Genomic DNA, 24,996 nt, shown 5'->3' with positions numbered 1-24,996 from the left:
TTGTCAAGAATAATTGTTCAAATAAAAAAGGGGGGCATAGCAAAAGAATTTTACTTAAGCCCCTCATATCAAGAATTATTTTCGATTATAAAATTATCTGAGCAACTTCATTTGTCCTGTCAAGTGTAAATTTTGATTTTTTATCTTTAAAAGATACTTCATATAGTTGCAAAAATTAATAAACGGTTTTAAACATATTAAAATTTTTAATAAAATATATTTGCCTGGCTTCTAAATTGTGCTATAGTATTTATGGATGATATAAATATGAAAGCAAAAGAAGTTCTGGAATTATTAGAAATATCAAAACCAACCCTAACTAAGTATGTAAAAGAAGAGAAAATAAGAGTAACGGTTATGCCAAATGGATTTTATGATTACAACTATTTATACAAGGGTTTCAACTCCAAAACAAAAGAGGGATTTAGAAAATCAAATTGAATTATTAAAACAGTTTTGTTTTAATAGTGGCTATAAAATACACGGAGTATTCTCTGAACAAGCAAGTGGAATTAGCTTTGAAAAAAGAAATGAATTTTTTAAAATGCCCGATAGATATTCTTGCAGGTAAGGTACAAAGGGTTGTTATAGCCTATAAAGATAGGTTGAGCAGAGTGGGATTTGAATTGTTTAAACGCTTATTTAGAAAATTTAACACTGAAATAGTTGTTGTATCGGAAGTTGGAAGCAAGAAGCTTGATTCTCAGGAAATAATTGAAGAAATTATAAGTTTGCTCTACTGTTACAGTATGAAATTTTATAGCAAAAGAAAAATTCAAAAAATAAGAAAGCTTTTAGAAAGTGAGGTGTTTGAAGATAATACTCAAGAGGACAGAGCAAATACAGATAAACAAGAACCATGAGTTATGGAATTATTGTGATAAAGTGTGTTTTGCAGCAAAGAATTTATACAACTTTGCAAACTACACTGTAAGACAGGAATTTATAAAAAGTGGCAGGTGGATAAGATACAGAGAACTTGACAAAATGTTAAAAGACCATGAGAGTTATAAGAGCCTGCCAGCTCAGACTTCACAGCAAGTGCTAAGACTTCTTGATAAAAACTGGAAGTCATTTTTTAAAGCAATGAAAGAATGGGGCAAAGATAAAAGCAAATTTTTGGGTAGACCTAAATTACCAAAGTATAAGAAAAAAGACGGCAGGGCTATTTCTATTTTTACAAATCAGCAGTGCAAGATTAAAAATGGTTATTTGACTTTTCCGAAGACAGAATTAAAGCTAAAGACAAGGATAACAGACAAATTAAAAGAAGTCAGGATAATACCAAAAGGAAGCATTTATGTAGTTGAAATAGTTTATGAGAAAGAAATAGCCAAGGTAAAAAGACCACCAAAGAGGATAGCAGGTATAGATTTAGGGCTTAATAACTTTGTAACTTTAGTAAATAACATAGGCATAAAGCCTATTGTTATTAATGGCAAAGTTATTAAGTCAATAAATCAGTATTACAACAAGAAAAGAGCACAGCTTATGAGTTATGTAGGCAATAGAGGAAGTAGCAAAAGAATAGAGAAGTTGACTTTAAAGAGGAACAACAGGATTAAGGATTTTATGCACAAAGCAAGCCGTTTTATAGTCAACTGGTGTAAGCAACACGAAATAGACACTCTTGTTGTTGGGTATAATCCAAACTGGAAGCAGGAGATAGAGCTTGGCAAAGTAAATAATCAAAATTTTGCTTCTATACCATTTAATCAGTTTGTAAATATGCTCAAGTATAAGTGTGAAGAAGAAGAGATTAACATAATAATTACAGAGGAGAGCTACACAAGTGGCTGTAGTTTTTTAGATGGAGAAGAAATCAAAGAAATAAATTATAATCCACGTCGAAGAATAAAGAGAGGCTTATTTAGGAGCAACAAAGGGATATTAATAAATGCGGATGTAAACAGTGCGTATAATATTATAAGAAAAGTATTCCCCGAAGCATTTGCTGAGGGGATAGAGGGTGTGGGGTTACACCCAATTAGGTTGAATGTAGCCTAACAAAGAATAGTGTTTAGCAAAATTTTAAATAGTTTTTAATACTTTAAACACTATTCATAACCTTCACCCATAAAACCTGATACCTTCACAAAACCATCTTGGTCTGTGACAAGCTGTTGCGTGCCTGTCCACCATTCTTTTTTAATAAGATTATAAAGAGCATTATAAATTGGTTTTACCCTTCCATCTTTTGTAATAAATCCAGCTGGTGCACCAAGCCAAGCAAAAGTATCAATGAAATTCCACCAAGTAATAGCTTCAACAAGTGGATGTGCAAAGAGCATTTTGTAGAAAAGTGTTGCTTCCATTGCCTGTCTTTCTTCGCCCTCAGGAGTTGATGGCCAGCTTTCAGGCTTGTAGTCGTTGAGGTCTTTTATGTGCGGTGGCATAAGCTTTCCAGAGATTAATGTAATTTCTGTGAAATGAAGAGGCAGGCCAAAACGTGAAAACCTTTCAAGCACTTCCTGAGTCTTTTCCACTCCCCAGAAACCCTGGTGCATATGTGACTGTATTCCTATTGCATCAATCTTCACACCTTTGTCAAGCAACGCCTCAATCAGTATTTCATAGGCATCTGATACAACATAGTCATTGATAAGCAGAATGCTTTTTGGGTTTGCCTCTCTTGCTGCGTCAAAGACCATTTTGACAAGTCCTGGTCTGCCGTATTGCCTGCAAATTCTTGTAATGCCATTATCGTATTTTCTAAAGTTTGGCATTATGACAACCTCATTTATTACATCCCACATATCAATAAGACCGGCAAAGTCCCTTACCTCACGCCTTATCCTCATAAGCTGGGCTTCTAAAATTTGGTCATTTGTAAGTTCTAAAAGCCAGTCTGCAGTAACTGTGTGCCAGCAAAGCGGATGACCTTTGAGGACAAATCCGGCATTTTTTAGCCACTGAGCAGCGTTTTTAAGTCGCTGAGTATCTGGTTTTCCTCTGACAGGTTCAAACCTGCCCCAGTAAAAAGGAAGTGTGGCAAAGTTGAAAAGATCAACAAATTTTTCAAAAGCCATTTCAGCTTTTTCTTTCAATTCACCTGAAAACTCACCATTTACAAAAGGAACAACTGAAAATTCTGCACATCCAAACAAAAACTTATGTTTTATCTGCTTTACGGTGATTTCAACATTTTTTAAAGGTTTACCATCAGCTGTGGTAATTTTCAATAACACCTGACTTTTTCGATGTTGGTATCTATCCATTCTAAACCCTCCCAAAAAAATATTCTAAAAACTCAAGTTAAATAGCGTTACCAGCTATTTGAGTGTAACAATCTGACCAGGATTAACTTCAACAACACTACCATTTACAGAAAGCCATACAGAAATGGCCGAAGGATTATAAACAATATCTCTTTTTACAGAAAACTCAAGCATTCTCAACGCTTTGATGTATCTTACAATTTCAATATTTGTCGCGAACCAAATAGAATTTGTTTTTGAAACCATCTTGCAAAACTCTTCAATCAACTTCCAGTTATTTTCTCGCTCAAACTCAAAACTGTGACCCCATACATACAAAAGTTGAAGTTGATTTTTATTTTCTATTTCTAAAAATCTTTTTGTAATTTCAAGAAGATTTTGTTTGTGATGGCAGGTTGGATTCCAAACAATAAAGTTTGCTGGCATGTTAAAGTTATAGGTTGAATTTACTGTTCGTGAATATTCAATGCCAAGCGAGGGTATAATCTTTATCACTTCTTCATTGTAAACTCCATACGGGTATGACATTCCCTTAACAGGAGATCCAACCAGAAGCTCTAAGTATTTCCTGTCTTCAATAATCTCTTCAATTATACGTTCAAGGGGTATTGAGTCTAAAAAAGGGTGAGTTTTTGTATGTATTGCTACCTCATGTCCTTTATAAAGCTGAGAAACTTCATCAGGAAGAACAAAGATATCCTTGCCAAGATTTGCTGAGTTTAAAAAGAAAGTTCCCTTAATCCCGTATTCGTTAAATATGCTGACAAGTTTTCTGTCATATACCTGTCCGTCATCATAGCTCATTGTAAGCGCCTTAGACCTACCACCAGGAAATAGATAGCTTACATTCATTTATAATCACTCCATTTAAAAAAATTTAAATCTCATCTTCGGTTGTAAAAGGAGATGCTGGCAAGCCCTCTTTGTTGTAAAGATTTGCACCTTCTGGATTATCAGCCCAAGCGTACCGCACATAAACTGGGTTTTGAATACTGTCGTGCCACACAACCACTTTGTTATCTTTTATGATAGCATTTGCCCATACAAATTTCTTATCTTTTCCGGCAATTGCAAAATGTTTTAGCATTCCTCCTTCTTTTGCAACAAGTCCGCTCCCAAGTTCTGAAAACTCCAAAATAATTTTATTTCCTTCAATTTTCATAGACCTGTATAAAGGTCCAGATGCAACCAAATCCTTTTCACCGTATGCAACTTTTTGCGCAAGAAGAGCAAGCCTTTCACCCACATCTTTTTTATTCGATGGGTGAAGGTCGTTCCACTCACCAAGGTCAATTGCAACTGCCATTCCCACATTGTCAAGATGCAAAAGTGCTCTTCTTTGTTCTTCCCTCAACCTTGCCCAGTTGCTCTCACAAGGCTGCGGCTTTGCTTCCATAAAGTTTGCAAGCTGTACGTATAGAAAAGGTAGACTGCTATCACCCCATTTCTTTCTCCAATCTTCAACAAGATCACACAGTTTTTTACAGTAACCCTCAGGCCTGTCTGTATTGGATTCACCTTGATACCATATTATACCTTTTATATTGTAATTTAATAATGGTGCAATCATTCCGTTATAAAGACCTGTAGGTTTGTACTGCCAAAAAGTTTGTGGTGGCAGAGGTTCTGGGCTTTTAACACCCACCTTGCACAGCCACTGGCCTTTTAGGTCAATCTTGAAATCTCCTATAAATATCTTGTATTCCTTCCCTTTTACAAACTCTCCATTTCCATCGTTGCTTATTACTCTTACAACAATTGTATTTTTTCCTTCTTTTAGAAGACCAGCAGGTATATTATACTTTCTTGGCGGATATCGGTATGAAGTTGACCCAACAAGCTTTCCGTTGACATATGTAAAGTCACTATCAACTATTGTTCCAAGATATAATTTTGCTGGATTTGCTGCCATGCAAGAAGGTATGTCTATTTCTTTTCTGAACCACACAACACCTATTGTTGAACCAAGGCCCATCTCTTTCCATGTAGCTGGTATTGTTACAATTTTCCAGTCAGATGTGGAACAATTTTCATCAAAAAATGAAGGTTTGCTATTAAGACCGATATCGTGGGTATCTAAATAATCAAACCATGCCTTTATTTTAGTTTCCTGTTCTTTTGATACAGACTCTATGTAACTGTCATCTTTAAGTTTTTCAAATTCATCAGGGTTTTCAATGAATTTATAGACTATATCATTACTCATCCATGCTTCAATTGGTGTTCCACCGACACATGCTTTAATCAATCCAATGGGCACATTGTATTTTTTATAGATCGCTTTTGCAAAAAAATATCCAACAGCTGAAAACTTAAGAAGTGTTTCTTTGCTGAGAACATCCCATGAACCACCTTCTAACTCTTCTTGAGGTCCTTTAAAGTTATATCTATCGGGGACGGTAAACTGCCTGATAAGCGGAATATTGCAGTCATCAAACTCTTCAGGATATAAATCGATGACTCTTTCCATCGGCAAAACCATATTAGACTGTCCGGAGCATACCCACACATCTCCAATGAGAATGTCTTTGATTGTAACGGCATAATGTTGGCATTTGATTTCCATAAAGTATGGACCGCCAGCATCCATGGATGGCAAAGTAACTTTCCATTTTCCCAAGTGATCAGCTACTGCCGTGTATGACTTTCCCAGGAAATTTACTGTTACCAGCTCGCCTGGTTCAGCCCAGCCCCAGATATTTACTTGTTTGTTTCTTTGAAGCACCATACCGTCGCTAATTAAATAAGGCAGCCTCAACGACATACTCAATCACCTTAACTTTTAATATTTTAGATAGGAAAGCGATTTCATAAATATAAAAATTGTATTACATAGTTTCTAAAATGATTATATCATCTTGCAAAATAAAATAAAACCAAAAAAATATTTTTGTTGCCTTTTTTGTCTGCCAAACTACACTTGACAAAATCTTTTAAAAGAATTATTTTATTTGAAGATGCTGAAGAATAATAAATTCTGAAGATTAATATTGTCTATAAAATGGGTATTTAAAAATTATAATAAGCATTTTGAAAGGGAGAAAAAGAAAAGTGATTCCACTTAGAGACACAATTCCAAGTAGAGAAAAGCCTTTTATGACATGGTTTATAATAGTTACAAATGCCCTTGTTTTTTTATTTCAAGTTTCTCTTCCACCGGATGCAGCCAATGAACTTGTTTTAAGATATGCATTTGTCCCTGTTGACTTTACTAAAGCTTTGTCACATGGTCTTGTAACAGGGATTACTTATTCAATAATGCCAATAATTTGTTCGATGTTTATGCACGGAAGCTGGATGCATCTTATATCTAACATGTGGTCACTCTGGCTTTTTGGCGACAATGTTGAAGACAGGGTGGGACATTTTAAATTTTTAATCTTCTATCTTTTGAGTGGATTTTTTGCAGCTTATACCCACTGGTTTTTCAATACAGACTCTAATGTGCCAGTTGTTGGAGCATCTGGTGCAATCGCAGGTGTGATGGGTGCATACTTTTTGATGTTCCCACTTTCAAGTATTGTTACACTTATACCGATTGGGTTTATTCCACTTTTTGTAAACATCCCGGCTGTATTTTATCTTGGTCTGTGGTTTTTATCACAGGTATCGTCTGGAATTTTAGAACTTTTTGGACCAGTATTCGGAGGCGGAATAGCTTGGTGGGCTCATATAGGTGGTTTTGTATTTGGCGCACTTACAGTTAATTTCTTCAAAAAGAGGTACCGCAGATACAATAATTTTTTCGATGATGAAATCTTTTACTACAGATATTATTAAAATTCTTAAAAAGGAGAGTGCATGGTATGAGCTTTTGGGATTTGCTTATATTTTTCATCATAGCAAGTTCTCTTCAGCCTGCTTTAAAACAAAGGATGCTTGAGTCTGCAAGGCAAAAGCTAATTGCTAAAATAGAGAAAAAAAGAGGTTCAAGGGTGATACTACTTGTTCACAGGCAAGAAACTATGAGCTTTTTAGGCTTTCCAATATACAAATACATTGACATAAACGACTCAGAGGAAGTAATCAGGGCAATCAATATGACAGACCCGTCAATCCCGCTTGATATAATTCTTCACACACCGGGCGGGCTTGTTTTAGCATCAACCCAGATTGCAAGAGCTATAAAACGGCACAAAGGCAAAGTCACAGTTCATGTTCCGCACTATGCAATGTCAGGTGGGACGCTCATTGCACTTGCTGCAGATGAAATAGTTATGTCAGAGGATGCAGTTTTAGGTCCTGTTGACCCTCAGATTGGCGAATTTCCTGCTGTGTCTATTTTAGAGGTTGTAAAACAAAAAGCTATCAATGAGATTGACGACAAAACATTGATTTTAGCAGATATTGCAAGAAAAGCTATCAAACAAACAAAAGAGATAGTTTTGGAACTTTTGTCTAACAACTATACTGAGGATGTTGCTCAGAAAATAGCAAATGAGCTTGTTGAGGGTAAATACACACATGATTTTCCAATAACATATGAAAAGGCAAAAGAGCTTGGGTTAAAGGTAAGCTGTTGCATAGATAAAGAAATCAAACAGCTCATGTGCTTATACCCCCAGCCTGTTTCTAAAAAACCATCAGTTGAATATCTATGGGAGCCTAAAAGACAGTAGCAGAGTTTTAAAAATTTGATTTTTTTATGTTGTGAATATAGAATAAAATTTGTTAGTCTCCATTTACAACATCCACAAATGCATCCCACATTTTTTGCATTTCTTTTATGTTTTCATTCTTTATGCTGTCAATATACTTTTTAATTTCCCTCTCTCTTATCTTTGGATATCTTTTCTTCCAGTTTTCTTCAAGTTTTTCGACAATTCTTTTAACCTTGTTTACGTCAACCTCACCGATGACAATAAGAGAACCGAATTCTTCGACAAACCATTTTATGCCATTGTATTCTATTATTTCTGTTGGTTGATTTATGTCAACTGGAAGTTCTGGGTTTTTTGCTGTTGAGAGAATGGAGAATCTGTAGACAAGGCACAGACCTTTTTTTGAAGGAATTATTCTAAAGTATCTTTTGCATGCCATCAAAGCTTTGAACACAAGCATTGTGCGTTTTATTGATTTGATCAGCTCAAACAGTGTAGTGTAATCATCTTCAATTGGCATTCTAAAATCCCACCAGGAGTTTAAACCTTCTTCTTGCAAAACGTATTGGCGAAATCTGATTGAAGAGAGTTTTTTAAGAACTGATTTTCGCTGCATGTGTACCATCTCCCTTTAATTTTTTTTTTGCTGCAAGCAGCAGCAAAGGTTATTTTAACTGAGTTTTATTCTCTTTGGAAAGACAAATTTTTATGCGAAGTTGATTTTTGATTAGAGTTTAAACTGTAATTTTCTCAATTGTGCAGTAATTGCTTGAGAATAAAGTATTTGAGGCTGTGTTGTTTATGGCAAAAATTCATGGTGAAATAAATTTTTAATCTCACCTGATAAATTTGATCTTTAAACTTCGCATAAATTTTGGAGTTGTTCAAAAATGCGGCTGGTTGTAAACTGTATGTGAGAAATAAAGCGTGATGAGGGTATAAGAAAAATAGAGTTATTAAAGCTTAGATGAAAAAAGTTTTACCTTGAGAGGTGGCAAAAGATGGGATGGTGATTGCCGTCATTATCTTGATTATCCTTGCTCCAATCCTCCTGCCGCTAATATTCATTTCAAAGCCCAAAGGGAACCTTTCCTATACCTCAAACACCAAAGGTAGAGCTCCCTCTAAATTAACAAAAGGATTCTTATACACATAATCATATATTTTGTTATGTTTTACTCCCTCTTCCTCTCAGTCCCCAAAAGGAAGGCTACAAACCCCCTCCTCTCTCAATCCCCAAAGGGGAGGCTACAAATTAATAATATAGTGCAATCTGTATCTAAAGTTGATGTCTCTCAATCCCCAAAGGGGAAGCTACAACCGTAGATAGCTTGAAGAGCCTTGCAAGGAACAAATGGTTAATTTTTCAAGCTGCAGTATGTTATTTCTATTATACACCTCAAAATTTTGCAAGTCAACACATACCTGAAATTACCTTTTGCTGTCGACCCCCGGGGGTTTTTGAGAGGATTACGGGTCGACTGCAATTGGAAAATACAAAAGCTAGTTTAAGTCTTATATTTCAAGATACATAAAGCCATATGGAACAAATAAACAAACAAATACGCTAATTACAGGATAAATTGCAAGTAATATGTCTTATTTTGCTTTTATTAAAATTTATGATACATGCCTCTTTTATATTTTGTAACGCTAATATAATGATTATACAGATTGCGCACCGACTAAATAATTGCTATCTTTATTAAAGTTCGCATATTTCTTGAACTTTTCAACTACCAAAAAAGGTTATAAAATAAACCTTGAAATGATTAAACTTACATAGAGGCTGAAAAAATTGTCTACTCTAAAAAAGTTGTAGAGAAAAAAGGAGGAGTGTAATATGGGAACAGTTACCTGTTCTGTGCTTGTAGGAATATCTCACCAGAACTATAGTGGAATTATTCCAGAGTATATATTGAATCTTTGGGAAAATGATAGACCTGCGTGGGTGCTAAGAAAAATTTCACAGGAAAGCCGTTTTGAAGACCACAAAATGAATACTGAAGATAGTGCAATTGTTTAGATTCCCACTCTTGAGAACATATTTGAGGATGCTCTTTTAATGATAGGATTATATGTTCTTAGAGATAAAAAGTTAATTGAGCTTGCAGAAAAGTATTTTAAGAAAGACTTGAGCGAGAGGCTTATGCTTTATGATGACATAGACCAAGAAAACTTGAAAAATCTTTATGAAACTTGTAGAAAAATAAAAGCAAATTACAGAAAGTTTTGCAGAAAGCCTCGTCCTTTTAGGGCGGGGATGAATGCAATGATTGAAAATGAGAACCGATTATGATATAATTGAATCAAACCTTTAAAAATAGCAGGGTAGATTATAATGCATACCTACAAATCAACACGACATGCTAAATTTCTAATCAACTATCACTTTGTCTGGATACCAAAATATCGCAAGGATATTTTAAAAGACCCTGAAGTAAAAAAGATTGTCGAAGAAACAATTGAGGAACTTTCCAGGACATACAATTTCGAAATTTTAGCACTTGAGATAATGCCTGATCATATTCATTTGTTTATTTCAGCACTTCCAAGATATTCACCAAGTGAACTAATTAACGTGATAAAAGGTACAACTGGTAGGAATATAGCTCAAAAGTTTCCCAAGTATAAGCAGAAGGATTCAGTGTGGACAAGAGCATATTTTGTTGCAACAGCTGGCAATGTGTCTTCTGAAACAATCAAAAAATACATAGAAAGTCAATGGAAGAAGGCAGAAAAAAATGGATAAGACATATATTCTACCTATCCCGGAAGAGTATCAGGTTTTGGCAAGAGAACTTTCAAAACAATCAGGTAAAATCTACTCTAAAGCTGTAAGTTTTCTAAAGCGAATGAACAAAAAAGCTATTAAGATTTCAAAAAAGACATTTGACAGGTACATGGAATGGTGGATACATCAGAGAGACTTTGTTCTTCACAGCCAGAGCAAACAGGTAGCATACCGACAGGTATGGACAAATTATATTGCAACTTTTAGAAAAATACAAAAAGCAAAAAAGAAAGGCAAAAGTACATCCCAAATAAGGTTGCCATACAAGAATAAGAAATATAACAAGGTTGTATATAAGGATAGTGCGATACATGTAGAGGACAATAAGTTAGTTTTTTCTAACATGAGAGGTATGCCCAAAATAAGATTGTCAGATATAAACCCAGATGTAAAGCCAAAGTATGCTGAATTGCTTTATCATACAAATATGAAGAAGTACTATTTGCATGTGGTAGTTGAAATTGAGAAGAAAAAGGAAAAGGAAAAAGAAGAGAAAAAGGTTGAAAAAAGGGGAAAGATTTTAGCAGTAGACCTTGGGGTAATACATCCAATGGTTTGCTTTGATGGGCAAAATGTTTTAATCTACAATGGCGGAGTTTTGAACTCAAAGATAAGGTATCGCAACAAAAAGATAGCAGAGTTTCAACAGAAACTTTCTTTGTGTCGAAAAGGGTCTAAGAGATTCAAAAAGTTTGAAAAAGCAAAGAGAAAGGTTTTGAGCAAGTTGAACAACCAGATAAGAGATGTGTTGGAAAAATACACATCTCATTTGATAGGGTATTGTATCAAGAATGGTATTGGAACGATAGTAATAGGCGATGCAACTGGAATAAGGAAAAGTAAGAAATACAACAAAGTAGCAAACCAAAAGATACACCAGTGGTTGTTTAAGAGAATAGAAAAGAGGCTCAAAGCTAAGGCAATATTTGCTGAGATAAAATTTGAGAAGGTAAGGGAAAACTGGACATCCCAGGTTTGTCCTGTGTGTGGAAGCAAAAACAAACCACAGGACAGGAACTATAAATGTAACAAGTGCGGATTTAGATACCACAGGGATGGAGTTGGAGCGATAAACATCTACAGAAAGTATACAGAGGCAGAACCTCTGGTAGTAGGGCAGTTGGCCTGCTCCACAGGTGTAAGGTTTAGAGCCCACCTGTGTTGCCCAGTAGAATGGAACATCCATCTATGGAAGAAAGATTCTACTGGGAAGACAGCCTGAAATAAAGAGCTGTCAGGAATCCTCGTCTCTGTGAGGCGGGGAGAAGTCAAAAAATTGTTGTAAGTATCTTAGATTGTTCATCAGTTACAAAAATGAAGCTGAAATGTTTGCAAGCTTATTCGATGGATGTTGAAGTTTTAAAAACTGTTTATAAAAGAGAGTTCAATGCTTGGACTCACAGGCAAGAAATAATAGGAAGTCTTGATGAAATTAACCCTTAAATATCTAAAAAGAAAAGGAAAATAAAACATGATATGGGACCCTTACTTAGAAAACTATCTTTCACAAGCCTCAGAGGTTGAAAAAGTACAAATTACTGAGCAAATAGAAGGGATTTTCCTGCAAGCAAAGGAAGAGAACCTTCCACTTATTAACTATCCTTTCAGACTTATTGGCAAAGATAAAACAACAGGTGAGATACTGTTTTCTGTCAACCTTGAAAAGTCATTTGCTGGCTTTTATTTTATTGGTGCGCATGTAAAAAATGGCCATATCAATTTTGGCATAGCAAATGGAATATCCGGTTTTAATGATTTCAAGAAAAAAGTTCTTGATTGTGCAAGGATAATTATTAAAGATAATTTGTTTGAACTTAAGTAAAGTTTTTGCCTGTAAATATTTTCTTCAAAGATATTTTGTTGTATAATGGTATAAAGTGTATTGTTATTACTGAATCTGTCGAATACACAACAAAAAAGAAGGTGGACAAGAAAGATGATTTTTTATAATGCTCATCAACCAGAAGATAAAAACTTTGACTATACTCTTTTTCTTGGCGCAATCTTGCACGATATTGGCAAAACAATAATTATTCAATAAAACAAGGGGATTATCCATATTTTTGTATTGTCAAAGGTGATATATCCGGAATACAGGATTTTGTTTTTGACACCAAAATAGATGGTGCTTTAAAAGCACTCAAGGCAAAGTCTTTTTATATTTCGTTTCTTCTTGACACAGTTGCAAAATACATTTTAAAAGAAGAGGAAATACCCATTTGTAACCTTATATTCAATGGCGGATGGCATTTCTATCTATTGATGCCTGCATACTTTGTAGAGAAACTTGAGCAGTATCAGAAAAAGATTGATAGGCTATTATTTGAAGCACACAGAGGTTCAATTAGCATTCTTCTTTAGAGCTTGTTACACAAAACGTATTAAAGATTTATGAAAGTTTAAATAGCTTGTTTGATGGCATTTACTTGAAGAGAATTTCATGCATGACGCAGCAGCCAAAGACAAGTGGAAATTTGCTCAGCGGTGTGTTTGTTCAAAAAGATGGTGCTTGCTTAGAATATGACAGACAGCCAGAGATTTTTTCAGAGATGCTAAGAAGGCAGCTTTTGAACATCTACTACCAAAGGTTTGGAACACATCCAGAAGAACAGAGGTTTTTCTTTGTCATAAAAGATGGCTTGAAAAAACAGCATGTGGTTCCTTCAAGAATTGAGTATTTTGGTAGATACGAAGTATTTGCCTCAACAGAGCTTCTTGATATGTTTTGTCAGTTGTTTTGTGTAAAGTAGATTTTGTAAAACTCTGCTATTCAGCTTGTGCAGACTGCAAACCAATTTTCTTCGCAGAAAAATTGACTTTTGTAAGCTTTTCATAGAGGGTAAATTATAAGTAGTAAGAAAGTTAAACTTAAGGAGAAAAACCCGTTAATAGGAAAAAGCATTGTTAATGCTATATTTTACCAAATATAAATGATCAAGCACAGAACAAGGAAGGGATTAATTATGGATGAAAAAACAGTGAAAGAGAGCTGGTGGGATAAAAAAAATATACAAGATGCTACTGTGAGAGTGACAGATATTCTTAACGAAAAAGAAAAATTAACCATGACAACATTTAGAAATTACAACATCGTAGAGGAGCTACCAGCCAAAGGCGGAGAATGCGATGCTTACGTTATAGAAAATAATGGTAATAAGATGTTTTTAAAGCTATACAGAAAGGGTGTTACCCCCAAAATTGAAGTATTAGAAAGATTAAAAAAGATATCTTTTGAACTAAAAGAACATGTTGTAACAATTTTTGAAGTGGGTAAAGATGAACAGACCGGCAGATATTTTGAGATAATGGAATATATTCAATATGGTAGTTTAAAAGATAACATAGAAAAGGTAAAAGACAAAGTTGATATTGTAGTAAAAGAAATTGCAGAAGCTATTGAAGCACTGCATAAAAAGGGAATTGTTCATAGAGACTTGAAACCTTCCAATATTCTTATAAGAGATTTAAAGTCATTGGACCTTGTACTGATTGATTTTGGGATATCTTTTGCTATGTCTGAAGAGTTTTCTAAGGTTTTCACTACATTGAAGGGGACATATTCTTATATGGCTCCAGAAGAAATTTCAGGTTATTTTGGCAAAGAAATTGATTGGTGGCATTTAGGAATAGTAATATATGAAGTTTTAAAAGGTAAGAATCCTTTCTCTAATTTATCAGAGGCTGTTATTATAAATACTTTTGCTACCCAAGGGGTACAAATTCCAGAAGATATTTCTGAAAGATACAAAATTTTGTTGAAAGGACTTCTTACGAGGAACTACAAAAAAAGATGGGGATATGAACAGATCAAGCAGTGGTTAAATAATGTGAAAAACGTACCTGTGTTCTATGAAGAATATAATGAGGAGAGCAAAAATTATGATGTTAAGGAATGGAATAGTGTTGGATTTTCTTCTGACTCCGAGTGGGTAAAAGCAGGTGTTGAAACAAACCTCAGTCCGCAAGAGGCGAAAATTTTTTGGGAAAAAGGATTTTCTGCAAAAGATATGAAGGAATGGGTTTTAGCTGGTTTTAGGAAAGGCAATATTGCATTGGAATGGTATAATTATAGTTTTAGCCCAAAAGAATCTACTATATTTGACAACCTTGGACTCAGTCCCAAAAATGCTTACGAGTGGCAAAGAAAAGGTATTACTGCTTTTGATATACTTGAATTATTAGAAAAAGGAATAGATAAGAATAAAATATTTGATTTTGTTGAAAAGGGTATTTTTCATTATATTATGAATGGTTTCTCAGAGATAGATGCTCAAAAATGGAAGAAATATGGATTTGATGTTGATGAAGCGAAGAATTGGGCTGAAAAAGGATTTAGTGCTGACGAAGCCGAAGAATGGAAAAAAAATAATGTTAGCATAATTGAAGCTGTCAGATGGAAAACAATAAAAGTAAAGCCAATATTAGCATCAAAATTTATAAATTTGGGATTTAGCATTAATGAAGTTGAAGAAATGGTTTTTAAAGGAACAAAAGATAGTGAAATTTTAGAAAGGATAGCAAATGAAATAATTGAATGGTGTAAGGCAAAATTTTCAGTGTCTGAAGCAGTCGATTGGATAATAAAAGGTTACAAATTACATCAAGCAGTTCGCAGAAAAAAGCTTTTAAGAGATATTAAAAAAACATTAAAAAGTATATATAAAGTGTCTATATTTTACCTTGTGGGTTTGATAGCAACAAGGTTGATATTATATTTTACCACAGATCAGTATTTTTACGATGTCATAGTTAAAAAATATTTTGACAACAGTAGAAATTATTATATGTTTGTATTGATTGTTATATCATTATTATCATATTATTTATATAAAAAATATTTTCATTTTACCAAGATTAAAATTGCAAGATTATCAATTTTGTATGTTTGTGCAGTTATGTTCTATTTTTCTTACATTTCATCTTATGAATATTTCATTAATGGCACAGCAAACAAGACATTAGTTAACTCAGTGTATTTTTATTTTGTTTTATCTGTTATTTCAGTATTATTCAAAATTTTAAGACGTTATAATGATTAAATATAAATTTAAAAATTAAGAGGATGATAGTATGAGTAGCTTCACTTATTGTTGGACCTTTGTCGGCAATAAAAATTTGACTGAAACTCTTAGAGAAAACAAAGAGTTTTTTAAAAACCAAATAGATAATTCTATTAGCCATGTAAAAGACATGCTAAAAAATATTGATTCATGCTTTTTAGGTAAGGATTTAATAGAAAATCTTGAAAAATGCAAGAAAGATTTTTTGGAAAAATACACAATGGAAATTTTGTTAAGTGAAAACCATACTCAGTGGGTTGACGCGCAAATTGCAAAACTGCAGGATGTAGTTCGAAAAACAAAGGAGTATATTATTTTAGTTAAAACAGAGCTGACAGATAATTTAGATATCCAAACATTAAAAGCTTTTATAGATGTATTACCAGATGGTGCTTTAGAGACCAAAAAAAAGATACAAAAAATTATAGAATTATTTGAAAATTTAGAGAAAGAATTTAAAAATCCCAATGCAAATATAAATGTTATAAACCAGTATCTCAATATATTCCCAAAAGATTTATGTAATAATAGATATTATAAAAAGATGAAACAATATACCGAAATTCTAAACACTATAGAAAAGTATACATTTGATAATCCTTCAGATATTGAAATACTAAAGGAGTATTTAAAAGAAGTACCAAGTGAGTATCATGGTATTATAAGAAGGATAAAACAAAAATTGCTTGAGCAAAAAACTTTTGAAATAAAAGATCAAATTGAAGTAGAAAGAATTACTAAAGAAGAGAACACCGAGGTTACAAAAAAGGAAGAGATATTAGAAAAGATTGAAGTTATATTTGATAAGTTAAAAAATATAAATCTCAAGTTGGCTGAAGAAAAGAAACAGTTAATACAAGAGGCAAAAGAAACAGATGATATATCAAGAGTAGAACTGATTTTTGAAGACCTCAAGTTCAGTTACATAAAGGCAAGAACAATATATATTCAAACTGAAGTATTAAAAAATGATTTAAAAATGTACGAAACATTTGCAGAAGAGGTAGGTATGAAAAGTGAATTTAATGATTTAATGCAAATGAGAGTATTGTATAAAGAAGCAGTTGATGATTTTGTAAAAAGACTACTTGAAAGAAGAAAACAGGTTTTGGAACAGAAAATCAGAAAGGCTTCAGTGGATAAGTTTATTGGAAAAATAAGAGAGTTAGGTTATTCTGTTGTAGAAGAAGGTTTGATGGAAAAATTATCAAAGGGTGAAATAGTAGAAATTAGAACACCTTTTGGAGATGATTATATGTTGAGAATAAAATATGAAAATGACGGAATAAAAATTATGTTTGTAAGGTATGTTGAAGATGAAAGAAGTTTAAGTGAATATGAAAAACATAAGGATATCTCTATAGCAAAAAAGTGGTGTTCCGATTATGACAAAATTAAACAGCTTTTAAGTCAGGAAGGGATAGTAATTGAAGACAAACAGAGGATTGAACCTGAAATGAGATTTTATTACATGAAAAGAGAAAAAATGGAAGTCAGCAAAAAACATCAAAATATCAAAAACATTAATATACAACAGAGACAAAGGAGTGTGTAAAGTATGGCAAACGACATAATACCTGAAAAAATCAAAGGCATACCAAAGTTTGCAAAAGAGCTTTTAAGATTTTGTTCTATAACATGTCAGTTTGTTCTTTTTGGGAATATTTATGACCTTTTTCCATTTCCACAAGGTGAAAAATATATACCCATGAATATAACTCAATTTATTGCTCATTTGCTTACTACATATGATAGCTACAAGATTGTAATAGAGTATGTTCCTCTTGAAGGGTTTAGACTATTAAAAGGAGATGAAGGAATATTTACAAACCTCTCTGGAAGAAAAATTGGTGATAAAGTTGTGACTTTGCTTGATGCGTATGAAACTATAGAAAAATTTATTACAGGTGATGAGAAGGCAGCTGTTGTTATTAACTTTTCATCGAGATTGCCAGAGATTTCTTGCAGTAGAGATTTACCAGATTTTCTTTACCACACATTCAAGCTCTCTATTAACATAAACCAGAAAGGTAATCCACCTTCTTATAATCCAATAATTTTCCTTGTAGAAAAAGAAAATGATTTGCCGCCATGGTATACTGTTGAAAATCCAAGAATAAGAACAATTCCTATTCCAAAACCTGATTTTGAGATAAGAAGATGGATAGCACAAGCTCTTTTGCCGCGAATGGATGAGTGGACAAGTTTGCCTGAAAGCAAAAAGGAAGAATTGATAAAAGATTTTGTAAATCTGACGTCTGGCATGTTTGCAAGGGAAATGCTTTCTATAGTAGTTTTGTCAAAGAGAGAAAATCTGAGTGCAAGAGAGATTGGAGAAGCAACAAGGAGATATAAAGTTGGTGTCAGCGAAAATCCATGGGCAAAAATAGATAAAGAAAGGCTTAATAACGCAGAGGAATTTTTAAAAAGAAGAGTTATGGGGCAAGAAAAAGCTATAAAACAAGCAGCTACTATATTGAGAAGAGCTTTTTTCAATCTTTCGGGTTCACAATTTTCGCGATATTCAAACAGACCTAAAGGTGTTTTGTTTTTTGCAGGACCAACCGGTGTGGGGAAGACTGAACTTGCAAAAGCTATAACAGAATTAATATTTGGAAGTGAACATCATTATATAAGATTCGATATGTCAGAGTTTTCACACGAACATTCTGACCAAAGACTCATTGGTGCGCCACCCGGATATGTGGGATATGATGTTGGTGGTGAGTTGACAAATGCCGTAAAACAAAATCCTTTTTCAGTAATTCTCTTTGATGAGATAGAAAAAGCTCATCCAAAAATACTTGATATTTTTTTGCAAATACTTGACGATGGCAGACTTACCTCTGGCAGGGGAGAAACTGTATACTTTTCTGAAACTCTAATAATATTTACATCTAACCTTGGTGTTTACGAAGTGACGTCGGATGGCAAAAAAATACAGCGCATCTCACCAGGAATGAGTTATGATGAAATTGAGAAGATTTTGACTGAAGCTATAAAAGAATATTTTACATTCAAGATTGCAAGACCTGAAATTTTGAATCGTATAGGAGAAAACATCATTGTATTTGATTTTATACGCAATGAAAATGTAAAAAAAATATTGGATAAAATGCTGAATAATGTTAGGATAAAACTTGAAGAAGACAAGGGGATAAAGCTTGAAATATCAGATAATGTGCAGCAAAAGATATATGAAGAAATTGTAAAAGACCTGTCTATGGGTGGAAGGGGAATAGGTAATAAACTTGAACTTTTGTTTATAAATCCTCTCTCAGAGCTTTTGTTTAAATTATTTCCTCAAACAGAAAGTACTGTGGTGGTTAATGAATTGGTTAAAAAAGATGACAGGTGGGAACTTAATGGAAGAGTTGTTGGTTAATATTATACATTATCCTGTTTACACACTTGGACCTGGTAAAAGAACAGGTATTTGGCTGCAGGGATGCTCAATAAGATGTAAAGGATGCATGTCTTTACATACATGGGAATTTGATAAAAGCAGAGCAATTAAAATAGAAGAAGTTGCTAATGTCCTGAAGAGTTTTGGTTGCAAAAAACTAACAATAAGTGGTGGGGAGCCATTTGATCAGCATGTCCCCCTGCAGAGTCTTTTAAATTCTATAAGAGACTTTTTTGATGACATTCTTGTTTATACTGGATACACATATGAATACCTTTTAAATAAACATAAAGATATTTTGAAGCTAATAGATGCATTAGTGGATTCCCCTTTTATAGAAGGACTTGAAAGTGAATTGATTTGGAAAGGCTCAGAAAATCAACGATTTTTCCTTTTTAATAAGTCTTTGAGCAGTGATTATTCACTCTGGATAAAAAAGAAAAAAGAAAGAGTTCTCCAGATTATTAATCAGAAAGATAAATTAGTTATAATAGGCATACCCTACCAAAAAGATACTGAGGTGTTAATAAATGGAGAGATATAAGATATGTCCAAACTGTAATTGGCAAAATCCTCCTGATGAAATAATCTGCATCAAATGTATGGCAGATATAATAAATGTGCCTGTAACTGGGGATAGTGCAGTCAGAGAAGCTAAGAAGACTGAAGGGATAGAAAGAAAAGAATCTTTTAAAAAAGAGTCTTACGATGATAGAACAATGGTTGAAGTTTCTAAAATCGTTTTGAGGGGGAATAATTTTGTATTAGAGGTTTTTAGTGGCGATGTGGTAGGTAGACATGAAAAAGGAAAAGAATATTTGGAAGTATATAAAACTGTTTCAAGAAGACATGCAAGATTTTTCAAACAGGCAGGTACCTGGTATGTTGAGGATTTAAATAGCACAAATGGAGTTTATATAAATGGCAGGAGGATAAAAGGTAAAGATGTAATCAAAAAAGGTGACAGGATATCTCTTTCGTTATCATTAGAACTTACAGTAGATGAGTTACAGTAAAAAAACCAGATAGGAGTTGTAAACATGTATAAAGTTTTTTATTTTACGAATAGAGGGAATTTGAGAAACACAAACGAAGATGCTTTGTTAATTTCTGAGAAAATTATAAGCAATACTGATATGGAAAAATGTGAGAGTATATATATTAATGACAAAAATATTTTTCTTGCTGTTGCAGATGGTATAGGAGGAAACAATAAAGGTGAGTTGGCCTCAAAAATGGTTTTAGAAGTTTTGCAAAGTTATAAAGAAGATATTATCAAAAAAGAGCTTTTTATTGAAGATGCAATTAAAAAAGCAAGAGATGAATTAGAAAATTATGCGCAGACAAATCCAAACAGTTTTGAAATGGGATGTACGATTGCAGGGATCTTGATTGTTGACAACAAAGTTCAGGTTTTCAATGTAGGCGATTGCAGAGTTTATAGATTGCTTGGAACAAGAGCAATTAGATTAACCAAAGACCATACTGTGGTTGAAGAGCTTGTCTCAAGTGGCTACATAACTGTGGATGAGGCAAAGACTCATTCTAAAAAGCATACTTTAACTTCTGCAATAATAGCAGATAATTATCGAACAGAGGTTCAAATTTATAGAAATGAGACAGAAATTATTGATGAAGATAGGTTCATCATATGTAGTGATGGGTTCTGGGATGTATTTGAAAAAGAAATACCAGAAATTTTTTATTCTGATGATTTTTGCATGGAATTTCAAAAAAGATTTTATCTGAGAAATTTCAATGACAATGTTTCTTTTATCTTGCTAACATAACATCTTTCAAAATAACAAAAAACATAATAGTAATCTAACTGAAAATATAAATATAATATTTATCAGCTAGATTTGAAAATTCTTGAAAGGGTAACTCCTCTTTTCTTGGAAGCAAAGAGCAGAAAAAGTATTTACAGAATTAAGGATAATTCTTTTAGATTCTGGTATCGATTTGTTTTTACCAACAAGACTTTAATTGAACAGGGATTGATTGATGAAGTTATCGAGAATAAAATCAAACCTTTTATGAATGAGTTTATTGGAGAAGTTTATGAGGAGATATGCATGGATTATCTTAAGATTTTAAACAAGACAAAAAAATTACCCTTCATTTTTGAAAATATAGGTAAATGATGGGGGAATAATCCTTATAAAAAGCGTGAAGAAGAAATTGATATAGTAGCATTTAATCAAGATAATATACTCCCCTACTGGACAGCAAGCTTTAAAAAAGACAAAAACCAGCGTCAAGCGTGCGGATGTGTCCAGAGCATAGACCTTGGGATATATTCAACACATGCAAACACTTTTGCACTTACTGCTATGCAAATTTTAGCAGAAATTCAATCCTCAAAAATGCGAAAAAATATGATGTCAACTCACCACTTCTGTGTAGTAGACTTGGTCTTGAAAAGGATGAAAATAAGAATGAGAGAAAAAGATGGCTCTATAAAACTTGACAAAAAAGCTATTTTGAAAGCAGAGGCAAACCAAAAAGAATTAATGACACAGCTTGGTTTTTACGAATATGAAAAAATTTCTCTTGAAGATAATTCTAATAATTGGCTTGTAGAAAAAATTTTGGATTATCTCAAAAAAACAAAGCAGGGAAACTTGCTGTAAAGAGGGCTATTGCTACTTCTCTTTGCAGCTTTTTCTTTTTTTAGAGGAGAAAATTAGGTATAATTAAATTATACTGAAGAAAAATTTAGCAATAAATGCAAAATGTTTTTCTGAAGAAAGGAGTGGAGATAGTCAAATGAAAGTAATATACCAAGTTGGGAGACTGGATAATCCTGCAATAGCTATTAAAAAATTTTATATTAAAAATTTTAATGGTGAGATAGTTGAGGAGAGCGGAGAGTCTGAACTTTCTTCAACTGTGTTGCGAGATTTTCTTCGCAAAAGAGGCTGTGAGGCAAAAACAGTTGTTATATATCCTGTTAGCATTGTTCTTAACAGTAGACTTCCTGAGTACATTCAGCCAACCAATTTAAAAGAAGAAATTGCAGCCATCTTTAAAGATCCATCAGACTACCTGAAAAATCCAGATGAGTTTATAGATAAAATAGAACTTGAAAGGTGCAGGGACGAAAAGCTTATTGTTCACTCTCTTGGTGAGTATATGGGAACATTTCTTGATACAAGCTATGATGATATTGTACTTGAGATTCTTTTTGATATGATAGAAAGACACTTGAAAGGTGAACTTGAAGAACTTTACCTTGACATTTCAAGCGGACACAACATTTATATTTCTGCAATTTTGGAGGCTGCAAGACACTTTGCTGTTTTCTCAAATCTTATGAATTGGCTTGATGAAAGCAAAGTGCCAAAGATATGCATCACTTTTTCTGACCCGATTATAGGAAGTTCAGCAAAAAGTTTTGAGATACACATTCAGCAGCAAAGATTTACGGCATTTTTCTCATCTCCAATTAAACGAAAAGAGGCAGCAGAGTACAACTTTTCATTTTTAAGAAATATATATCCAGATCCAAATAACGGTGCAAAAGGGTCAGAGGCTGCAAAGCTCAAACAGCAGGTGAGAGAAAAAAGAAAGAAATTGAGAGAGAAGATAGAAATGTTTTGCCTTTTGTTTTCTGCCATAAAAAATAACGTTCCTTTGTATCTTTACTATCAGCACTACCACTCTATAGATGAGATAAAAGAAGAGATTTTCAAGCTAATTGAACATGCCAAGGGTCAGCTTTGCAGCAATTATCAAAAGTCTCCCAACCTCAATAAAAGAGCTTACATAGATGCAATTTTGAGTTTGGGATTTTACATTGGGATTGTAAATATGCTGGAAAAGCACAATATAACTATGTTCTGTCAGGATACAGGAATTGACCTAAACTTTCTAAAGAGAAACTTTTTTGAGATTTATTCAACATTCAGAGTACCTACAAACTATGTTATGCTTAGCAATGAAATATCAAATACGCAAAAAATATTAGAACAAATGGACGATATTAGTAGCTGGACAGGACTTTACAAGATAATTGATCCTGGAAAGCTGGTGGGCGAGCCAATTGACAGAAATTATTTTGCCCACAGCGGATTTGAAAGAAACATAACAGAGATAAGGACAGAAGACAGCACAATTTTTGTAAGATATGCAGTTAATACAAATTTTAATGTAATCAACTGCTGGCTGAAAGATAGAATAGAATAGTTTGATGTTTATAAATTTGTGTAAGAATCAAGCCACGGCAGGAACAAAAATCTTCTTTATTATCTTCCTGGCTTTTTTATCTTGTTTTGCTTTTGGGAAAATTTTATTGGTTATTACTATTTGAAGCAGTATTATAATGTTAATCTTAGGATGAAAGGAGTTTATGGTTATGGAAATACAAGAGGAAAACTGGGTTTTAATATCAATCATAGGTAAAGGACGAGAGAGAAGAGATGGAGCTAGGGGATATGAAAAGACGCGCTATGTTTTCAATGCAAAATCAGAAAACGAATACTTAACAAAAGAGACAGCCTTCTTTGGTATAGGACTTCTTGAATATTTAAAAGATGTTGAAAAGCTCAATATTGACAAATTTATAGTTGTTGGAACTGACAAGTCAGCATGGTCAGAGCTTTTGATGGTAATACCACCTGAAGAGCAGCAAAGCGAGAGTATATCTGATTTGTATCTGAAAGTATATGAGCAAGAGAGCGCAAAAGACGAAGAAGAAGGCGTCTCTGAGGAGATATTAAAGAAATGGGAAATGACTTTGCAAAATTTTTTGCCAATTTTGAGGTTACACAGAGTCAAACCTTTAGATTTTAAGGTTTATCTTGATATTATCCTGAAAGAGCTTGAACCACAAAAAAAATATAATGTAGTTTTTGATTGCACACACGGGTTTAGATACATTCCAATTGTTTTTTCTTATGCTTTAATGTTTTCCAAATATTTGAGAAATATTGACAACATTAGGATTTTTTATGGAGCATTTGAGATGAAGGATTATTTTCTACACAGAGAGAATTACTCACCGGCTATTGAGGTTGGGTTTGTAAACGAAGCTGTAAAGCTCATAGAATCTATGTCGACATTTGAAAATTCAGGATATTTCTCTTCTCTGCTTGATTGTATAGGTATTAAAAATACTGAAGAAACATATTTCAAGATTGAAATGAACAGACAGCCTTGGCGTGAAGTAGAAAAAATTATAGAGGAATTGGGAAGCAAAAAACAGCTGTCAGAGAATTTTTATATTGAGGAAATATCAGATTATTTGCTCAAAGAATTCTCAGAACTGAACAGGCAGAATAGGCTGTATCTGAGGATGTTCAAAAGAGCCCAGTTTTTCTTTAGGCGAAATCAGTATCTCAAAGCTTTAATTCTCTTATATGAAGCAATAATTTTATTGTTTGCTGATGTGTATGGGATAAAAGATGTGATGAATTATGATTCGCGAGAAGAAAGCAGAAAAAAAATTAAGACAGAGATTCACAATTCCAAAATTGACCCAGAGAAAAATAGACTTATAAAAGATAAGGATGAAGCAGAAATTTACCGAACTTTAGAGTATGTTCGAAATGCAGCAGCACACGGTTCAGAGCCACGGACTAATCAAAATTATCTGCTAAATTTAAAAGCATTCAATGATTTGTTTAATTTAGCATCTGAGCTCTTTGAGAAGATGTTAAAGCGAAAAGATGAGCTGAAAAGATAAATACAAAAATGCCCGTTCACTCAATCTCAAAGGAGAGGCTACAACTTTGTTGTTGTGTATAGAAAAAGGCGTGTTGGAAAAACTACTCTGCTTACTGGGTTTTGCAAAAATAAACCCTCATATTTTTTGTTGCTAAAGTATACAATGATAAAATTAACCTTGAATTTTTTTTCAGATAAGATACTCTCTAAAAGTGGAAACTGACATTGATTAATGTGCAAAATATATTTC

The 24,996-nt window shown here is 33.4% G+C and carries 22 protein-coding genes and 4 pseudogenes; 22 read left to right on the top strand and 4 right to left on the bottom strand.

Annotated features, from left to right (window positions below):
• The first annotated feature begins 267 nt into the window (after window positions 1–267).
• Window positions 268–863: pseudogene (locus CaldiYA01_RS11920) on the top strand (IS607 family transposase).
• Window positions 811–2,007 (top strand): RNA-guided endonuclease InsQ/TnpB family protein, encoded by a 1,197-nt coding sequence (locus tag CaldiYA01_RS11915; protein ID WP_207180026.1) that lies wholly within the window; start codon window positions 811–813, stop codon window positions 2,005–2,007. The pseudogene CaldiYA01_RS11920 and the gene CaldiYA01_RS11915 overlap by 53 nt, the downstream one beginning before the upstream one ends.
• 50 nt (window positions 2,008–2,057) lie before the next feature.
• On the opposite strand, the gene CaldiYA01_RS11910 is transcribed toward CaldiYA01_RS11915, so the two are convergent.
• Genes CaldiYA01_RS11910 through CaldiYA01_RS11900 form a run of 3 tightly spaced genes read right to left on the bottom strand, consistent with a single transcriptional unit; the run spans window position 2,058 to window position 5,982 of the window.
• Window positions 2,058–3,218, bottom strand: a complete 1,161-nt coding sequence (locus CaldiYA01_RS11910) for an endo-1,4-beta-xylanase (protein ID WP_238480547.1) — start codon at window positions 3,216–3,218, stop codon at window positions 2,058–2,060.
• A 54-nt stretch (window positions 3,219–3,272) separates the two neighbouring features.
• A complete protein-coding gene (locus CaldiYA01_RS11905) occupies window positions 3,273–4,070 on the bottom strand; it encodes a polysaccharide deacetylase family protein (RefSeq protein WP_207180024.1) in 798 nt (265 codons plus the stop codon).
• 25 nt (window positions 4,071–4,095) lie between these two features.
• Window positions 4,096–5,982, bottom strand: a complete 1,887-nt coding sequence (locus CaldiYA01_RS11900) for a sialate O-acetylesterase (RefSeq protein WP_207180023.1) — start codon at window positions 5,980–5,982, stop codon at window positions 4,096–4,098.
• Window positions 5,983–6,269: 287 nt separating this feature from the next.
• Here CaldiYA01_RS11900 and CaldiYA01_RS11895 point away from each other — a divergent pair, with 287 nt between their 5' ends.
• Window positions 6,270–6,998, top strand: a complete 729-nt coding sequence (locus tag CaldiYA01_RS11895; protein ID WP_207180022.1) for a rhomboid family intramembrane serine protease — start codon at window positions 6,270–6,272, stop codon at window positions 6,996–6,998.
• A gap of 26 nt (window positions 6,999–7,024) precedes the next feature.
• Window positions 7,025–7,837: an SDH family Clp fold serine proteinase gene (locus tag CaldiYA01_RS11890; protein ID WP_207180021.1), complete on the top strand. Its 813-nt coding sequence runs from the start codon at window positions 7,025–7,027 to the stop codon at window positions 7,835–7,837.
• Window positions 7,838–7,889: 52 nt separating this feature from the next.
• Here the strand turns inward: CaldiYA01_RS11890 and CaldiYA01_RS11885 are convergent, their stop codons facing one another.
• Window positions 7,890–8,435, bottom strand: a complete 546-nt coding sequence (locus CaldiYA01_RS11885) for a hypothetical protein (protein WP_207180020.1) — start codon at window positions 8,433–8,435, stop codon at window positions 7,890–7,892.
• A gap of 1,227 nt (window positions 8,436–9,662) precedes the next feature.
• Between CaldiYA01_RS11885 and CaldiYA01_RS11880 the strand changes: the two genes are divergently transcribed.
• The 18 genes and pseudogenes from CaldiYA01_RS11880 to CaldiYA01_RS12570 form a co-directional block, all read left to right on the top strand.
• Window positions 9,663–9,845: a hypothetical protein gene (locus CaldiYA01_RS11880; RefSeq protein WP_207180019.1), complete on the top strand. Its 183-nt coding sequence runs from the start codon at window positions 9,663–9,665 to the stop codon at window positions 9,843–9,845.
• 39 nt (window positions 9,846–9,884) lie between these two features.
• Window positions 9,885–10,118 (top strand): hypothetical protein, encoded by a 234-nt coding sequence (locus CaldiYA01_RS11875; RefSeq protein WP_207180018.1) that lies wholly within the window; start codon window positions 9,885–9,887, stop codon window positions 10,116–10,118.
• A 42-nt stretch (window positions 10,119–10,160) separates the two neighbouring features.
• Window positions 10,161–10,571: an IS200/IS605 family transposase gene (gene tnpA / locus CaldiYA01_RS11870; RefSeq protein ID WP_207180017.1), complete on the top strand. Its 411-nt coding sequence runs from the start codon at window positions 10,161–10,163 to the stop codon at window positions 10,569–10,571.
• Entirely contained in the window at window positions 10,564–11,835 is a 1,272-nt protein-coding gene (locus CaldiYA01_RS11865; RefSeq protein WP_207180015.1) for an RNA-guided endonuclease InsQ/TnpB family protein, read from the top strand. Before tnpA ends, CaldiYA01_RS11865 begins: the two co-directional genes overlap by 8 nt.
• Window positions 11,836–12,084: 249 nt before the next feature.
• Entirely contained in the window at window positions 12,085–12,435 is a 351-nt protein-coding gene (locus tag CaldiYA01_RS11860) for a hypothetical protein (protein ID WP_207180014.1), read from the top strand.
• A 215-nt stretch (window positions 12,436–12,650) separates the two neighbouring features.
• On the top strand, window positions 12,651–12,974 hold the full coding sequence (locus CaldiYA01_RS12380) for a hypothetical protein (protein ID WP_307729606.1): 324 nt from the start codon (window positions 12,651–12,653) through the stop codon (window positions 12,972–12,974).
• A gap of 65 nt (window positions 12,975–13,039) precedes the next feature.
• The gene (locus CaldiYA01_RS11850) at window positions 13,040–13,363 is read left to right on the top strand and encodes a hypothetical protein (protein ID WP_238480546.1); all 324 of its coding nucleotides are present in this window, start codon (window positions 13,040–13,042) and stop codon (window positions 13,361–13,363) included.
• A gap of 213 nt (window positions 13,364–13,576) precedes the next feature.
• Window positions 13,577–15,652 (top strand): protein kinase domain-containing protein, encoded by a 2,076-nt coding sequence (locus CaldiYA01_RS11845; protein ID WP_207180013.1) that lies wholly within the window; start codon window positions 13,577–13,579, stop codon window positions 15,650–15,652.
• A 31-nt stretch (window positions 15,653–15,683) separates the two neighbouring features.
• Window positions 15,684–17,228 carry a hypothetical protein gene (locus CaldiYA01_RS11840; RefSeq protein WP_207180008.1) on the top strand — a complete coding sequence of 515 codons (1,545 nt, stop codon included), beginning with the start codon at window positions 15,684–15,686 and terminating at the stop codon, window positions 17,226–17,228.
• A 3-nt stretch (window positions 17,229–17,231) separates the two neighbouring features.
• Entirely contained in the window at window positions 17,232–19,058 is a 1,827-nt protein-coding gene (locus tag CaldiYA01_RS11835; protein ID WP_207180006.1) for an AAA family ATPase, read from the top strand.
• Window positions 19,039–19,623, top strand: coding sequence for a 4Fe-4S single cluster domain-containing protein (locus CaldiYA01_RS11830; RefSeq protein WP_207180004.1), 585 nt, complete (start codon window positions 19,039–19,041; stop codon window positions 19,621–19,623). The genes CaldiYA01_RS11835 and CaldiYA01_RS11830 overlap by 20 nt, the downstream gene beginning before the upstream one ends.
• Window positions 19,610–20,095 (top strand): FHA domain-containing protein, encoded by a 486-nt coding sequence (locus CaldiYA01_RS11825; protein ID WP_207180002.1) that lies wholly within the window; start codon window positions 19,610–19,612, stop codon window positions 20,093–20,095. The genes CaldiYA01_RS11830 and CaldiYA01_RS11825 overlap by 14 nt, the downstream gene beginning before the upstream one ends.
• 24 nt (window positions 20,096–20,119) lie before the next feature.
• Window positions 20,120–20,869 (top strand): PP2C family protein-serine/threonine phosphatase, encoded by a 750-nt coding sequence (locus tag CaldiYA01_RS11820; protein WP_207180001.1) that lies wholly within the window; start codon window positions 20,120–20,122, stop codon window positions 20,867–20,869.
• 66 nt (window positions 20,870–20,935) lie between these two features.
• Window positions 20,936–21,295, top strand: a pseudogene (locus tag CaldiYA01_RS11815) (DUF234 domain-containing protein); the annotation flags it as partial.
• An 18-nt stretch (window positions 21,296–21,313) separates the two neighbouring features.
• Window positions 21,314–21,712, top strand: a pseudogene (locus tag CaldiYA01_RS12575) (DUF1848 family protein); the annotation flags it as partial.
• Between the two features lie 136 nt (window positions 21,713–21,848).
• Window positions 21,849–23,267 (top strand): CRISPR-associated CARF protein Csx1, encoded by a 1,419-nt coding sequence (csx1, locus tag CaldiYA01_RS11805; protein WP_207179999.1) that lies wholly within the window; start codon window positions 21,849–21,851, stop codon window positions 23,265–23,267.
• A gap of 169 nt (window positions 23,268–23,436) precedes the next feature.
• Window positions 23,437–24,765, top strand: a complete 1,329-nt coding sequence (gene csx2 / locus CaldiYA01_RS11800) for a TIGR02221 family CRISPR-associated protein (protein WP_207179997.1) — start codon at window positions 23,437–23,439, stop codon at window positions 24,763–24,765.
• Window positions 24,766–24,954, top strand: a pseudogene (locus CaldiYA01_RS12570) (hypothetical protein); the annotation flags it as partial.
• Window positions 24,955–24,996: the final 42 nt, after the last annotated feature.

The organism is Caldicellulosiruptor diazotrophicus (assembly GCF_017347585.1).
Taxonomy (GTDB): Bacteria; Bacillota; Thermoanaerobacteria; order Caldicellulosiruptorales; family Caldicellulosiruptoraceae; genus Caldicellulosiruptor; species Caldicellulosiruptor diazotrophicus.
Note: the sequence above shows the minus strand (reverse complement) of the source record. Positions and strands in the feature narration are given on the sequence as shown.

Bases quoted from the DNA above. Each gene is read 5' to 3' on its own strand.
- CaldiYA01_RS11885 (WP_207180020.1), bottom strand. From the start codon at position 8,435: ATGCAGCGAAAATCAGTTCTTAAAAAACTCTCTTCAATCAGATTTCGC.
- CaldiYA01_RS11880 (WP_207180019.1), top strand. From the start codon at position 9,663: ATGGGAACAGTTACCTGTTCTGTGCTTGTAGGAATATCTCACCAGAAC.
- CaldiYA01_RS11860 (WP_207180014.1), top strand. From the start codon at position 12,085: ATGATATGGGACCCTTACTTAGAAAACTATCTTTCACAAGCCTCAGAG.
- csx1 (WP_207179999.1), top strand. From the start codon at position 21,849: ATGAAAGTAATATACCAAGTTGGGAGACTGGATAATCCTGCAATAGCT.
- csx2 (WP_207179997.1), top strand. From the start codon at position 23,437: ATGGAAATACAAGAGGAAAACTGGGTTTTAATATCAATCATAGGTAAA.
- CaldiYA01_RS11900 (WP_207180023.1), bottom strand. From the start codon at position 5,982: ATGTCGTTGAGGCTGCCTTATTTAATTAGCGACGGTATGGTGCTTCAA.
- CaldiYA01_RS11905 (WP_207180024.1), bottom strand. From the start codon at position 4,070: ATGAATGTAAGCTATCTATTTCCTGGTGGTAGGTCTAAGGCGCTTACA.
- CaldiYA01_RS11830 (WP_207180004.1), top strand. From the start codon at position 19,039: ATGGAAGAGTTGTTGGTTAATATTATACATTATCCTGTTTACACACTT.
- CaldiYA01_RS11890 (WP_207180021.1), top strand. From the start codon at position 7,025: ATGAGCTTTTGGGATTTGCTTATATTTTTCATCATAGCAAGTTCTCTT.
- tnpA (WP_207180017.1), top strand. From the start codon at position 10,161: ATGCATACCTACAAATCAACACGACATGCTAAATTTCTAATCAACTAT.
- CaldiYA01_RS11875 (WP_207180018.1), top strand. From the start codon at position 9,885: ATGATAGGATTATATGTTCTTAGAGATAAAAAGTTAATTGAGCTTGCA.
- CaldiYA01_RS11825 (WP_207180002.1), top strand. From the start codon at position 19,610: ATGGAGAGATATAAGATATGTCCAAACTGTAATTGGCAAAATCCTCCT.
- CaldiYA01_RS11865 (WP_207180015.1), top strand. From the start codon at position 10,564: ATGGATAAGACATATATTCTACCTATCCCGGAAGAGTATCAGGTTTTG.
- CaldiYA01_RS11840 (WP_207180008.1), top strand. From the start codon at position 15,684: ATGAGTAGCTTCACTTATTGTTGGACCTTTGTCGGCAATAAAAATTTG.
- CaldiYA01_RS11835 (WP_207180006.1), top strand. From the start codon at position 17,232: ATGGCAAACGACATAATACCTGAAAAAATCAAAGGCATACCAAAGTTT.
- CaldiYA01_RS11820 (WP_207180001.1), top strand. From the start codon at position 20,120: ATGTATAAAGTTTTTTATTTTACGAATAGAGGGAATTTGAGAAACACA.
- CaldiYA01_RS11845 (WP_207180013.1), top strand. From the start codon at position 13,577: ATGGATGAAAAAACAGTGAAAGAGAGCTGGTGGGATAAAAAAAATATA.
- CaldiYA01_RS11910 (WP_238480547.1), bottom strand. From the start codon at position 3,218: ATGGATAGATACCAACATCGAAAAAGTCAGGTGTTATTGAAAATTACC.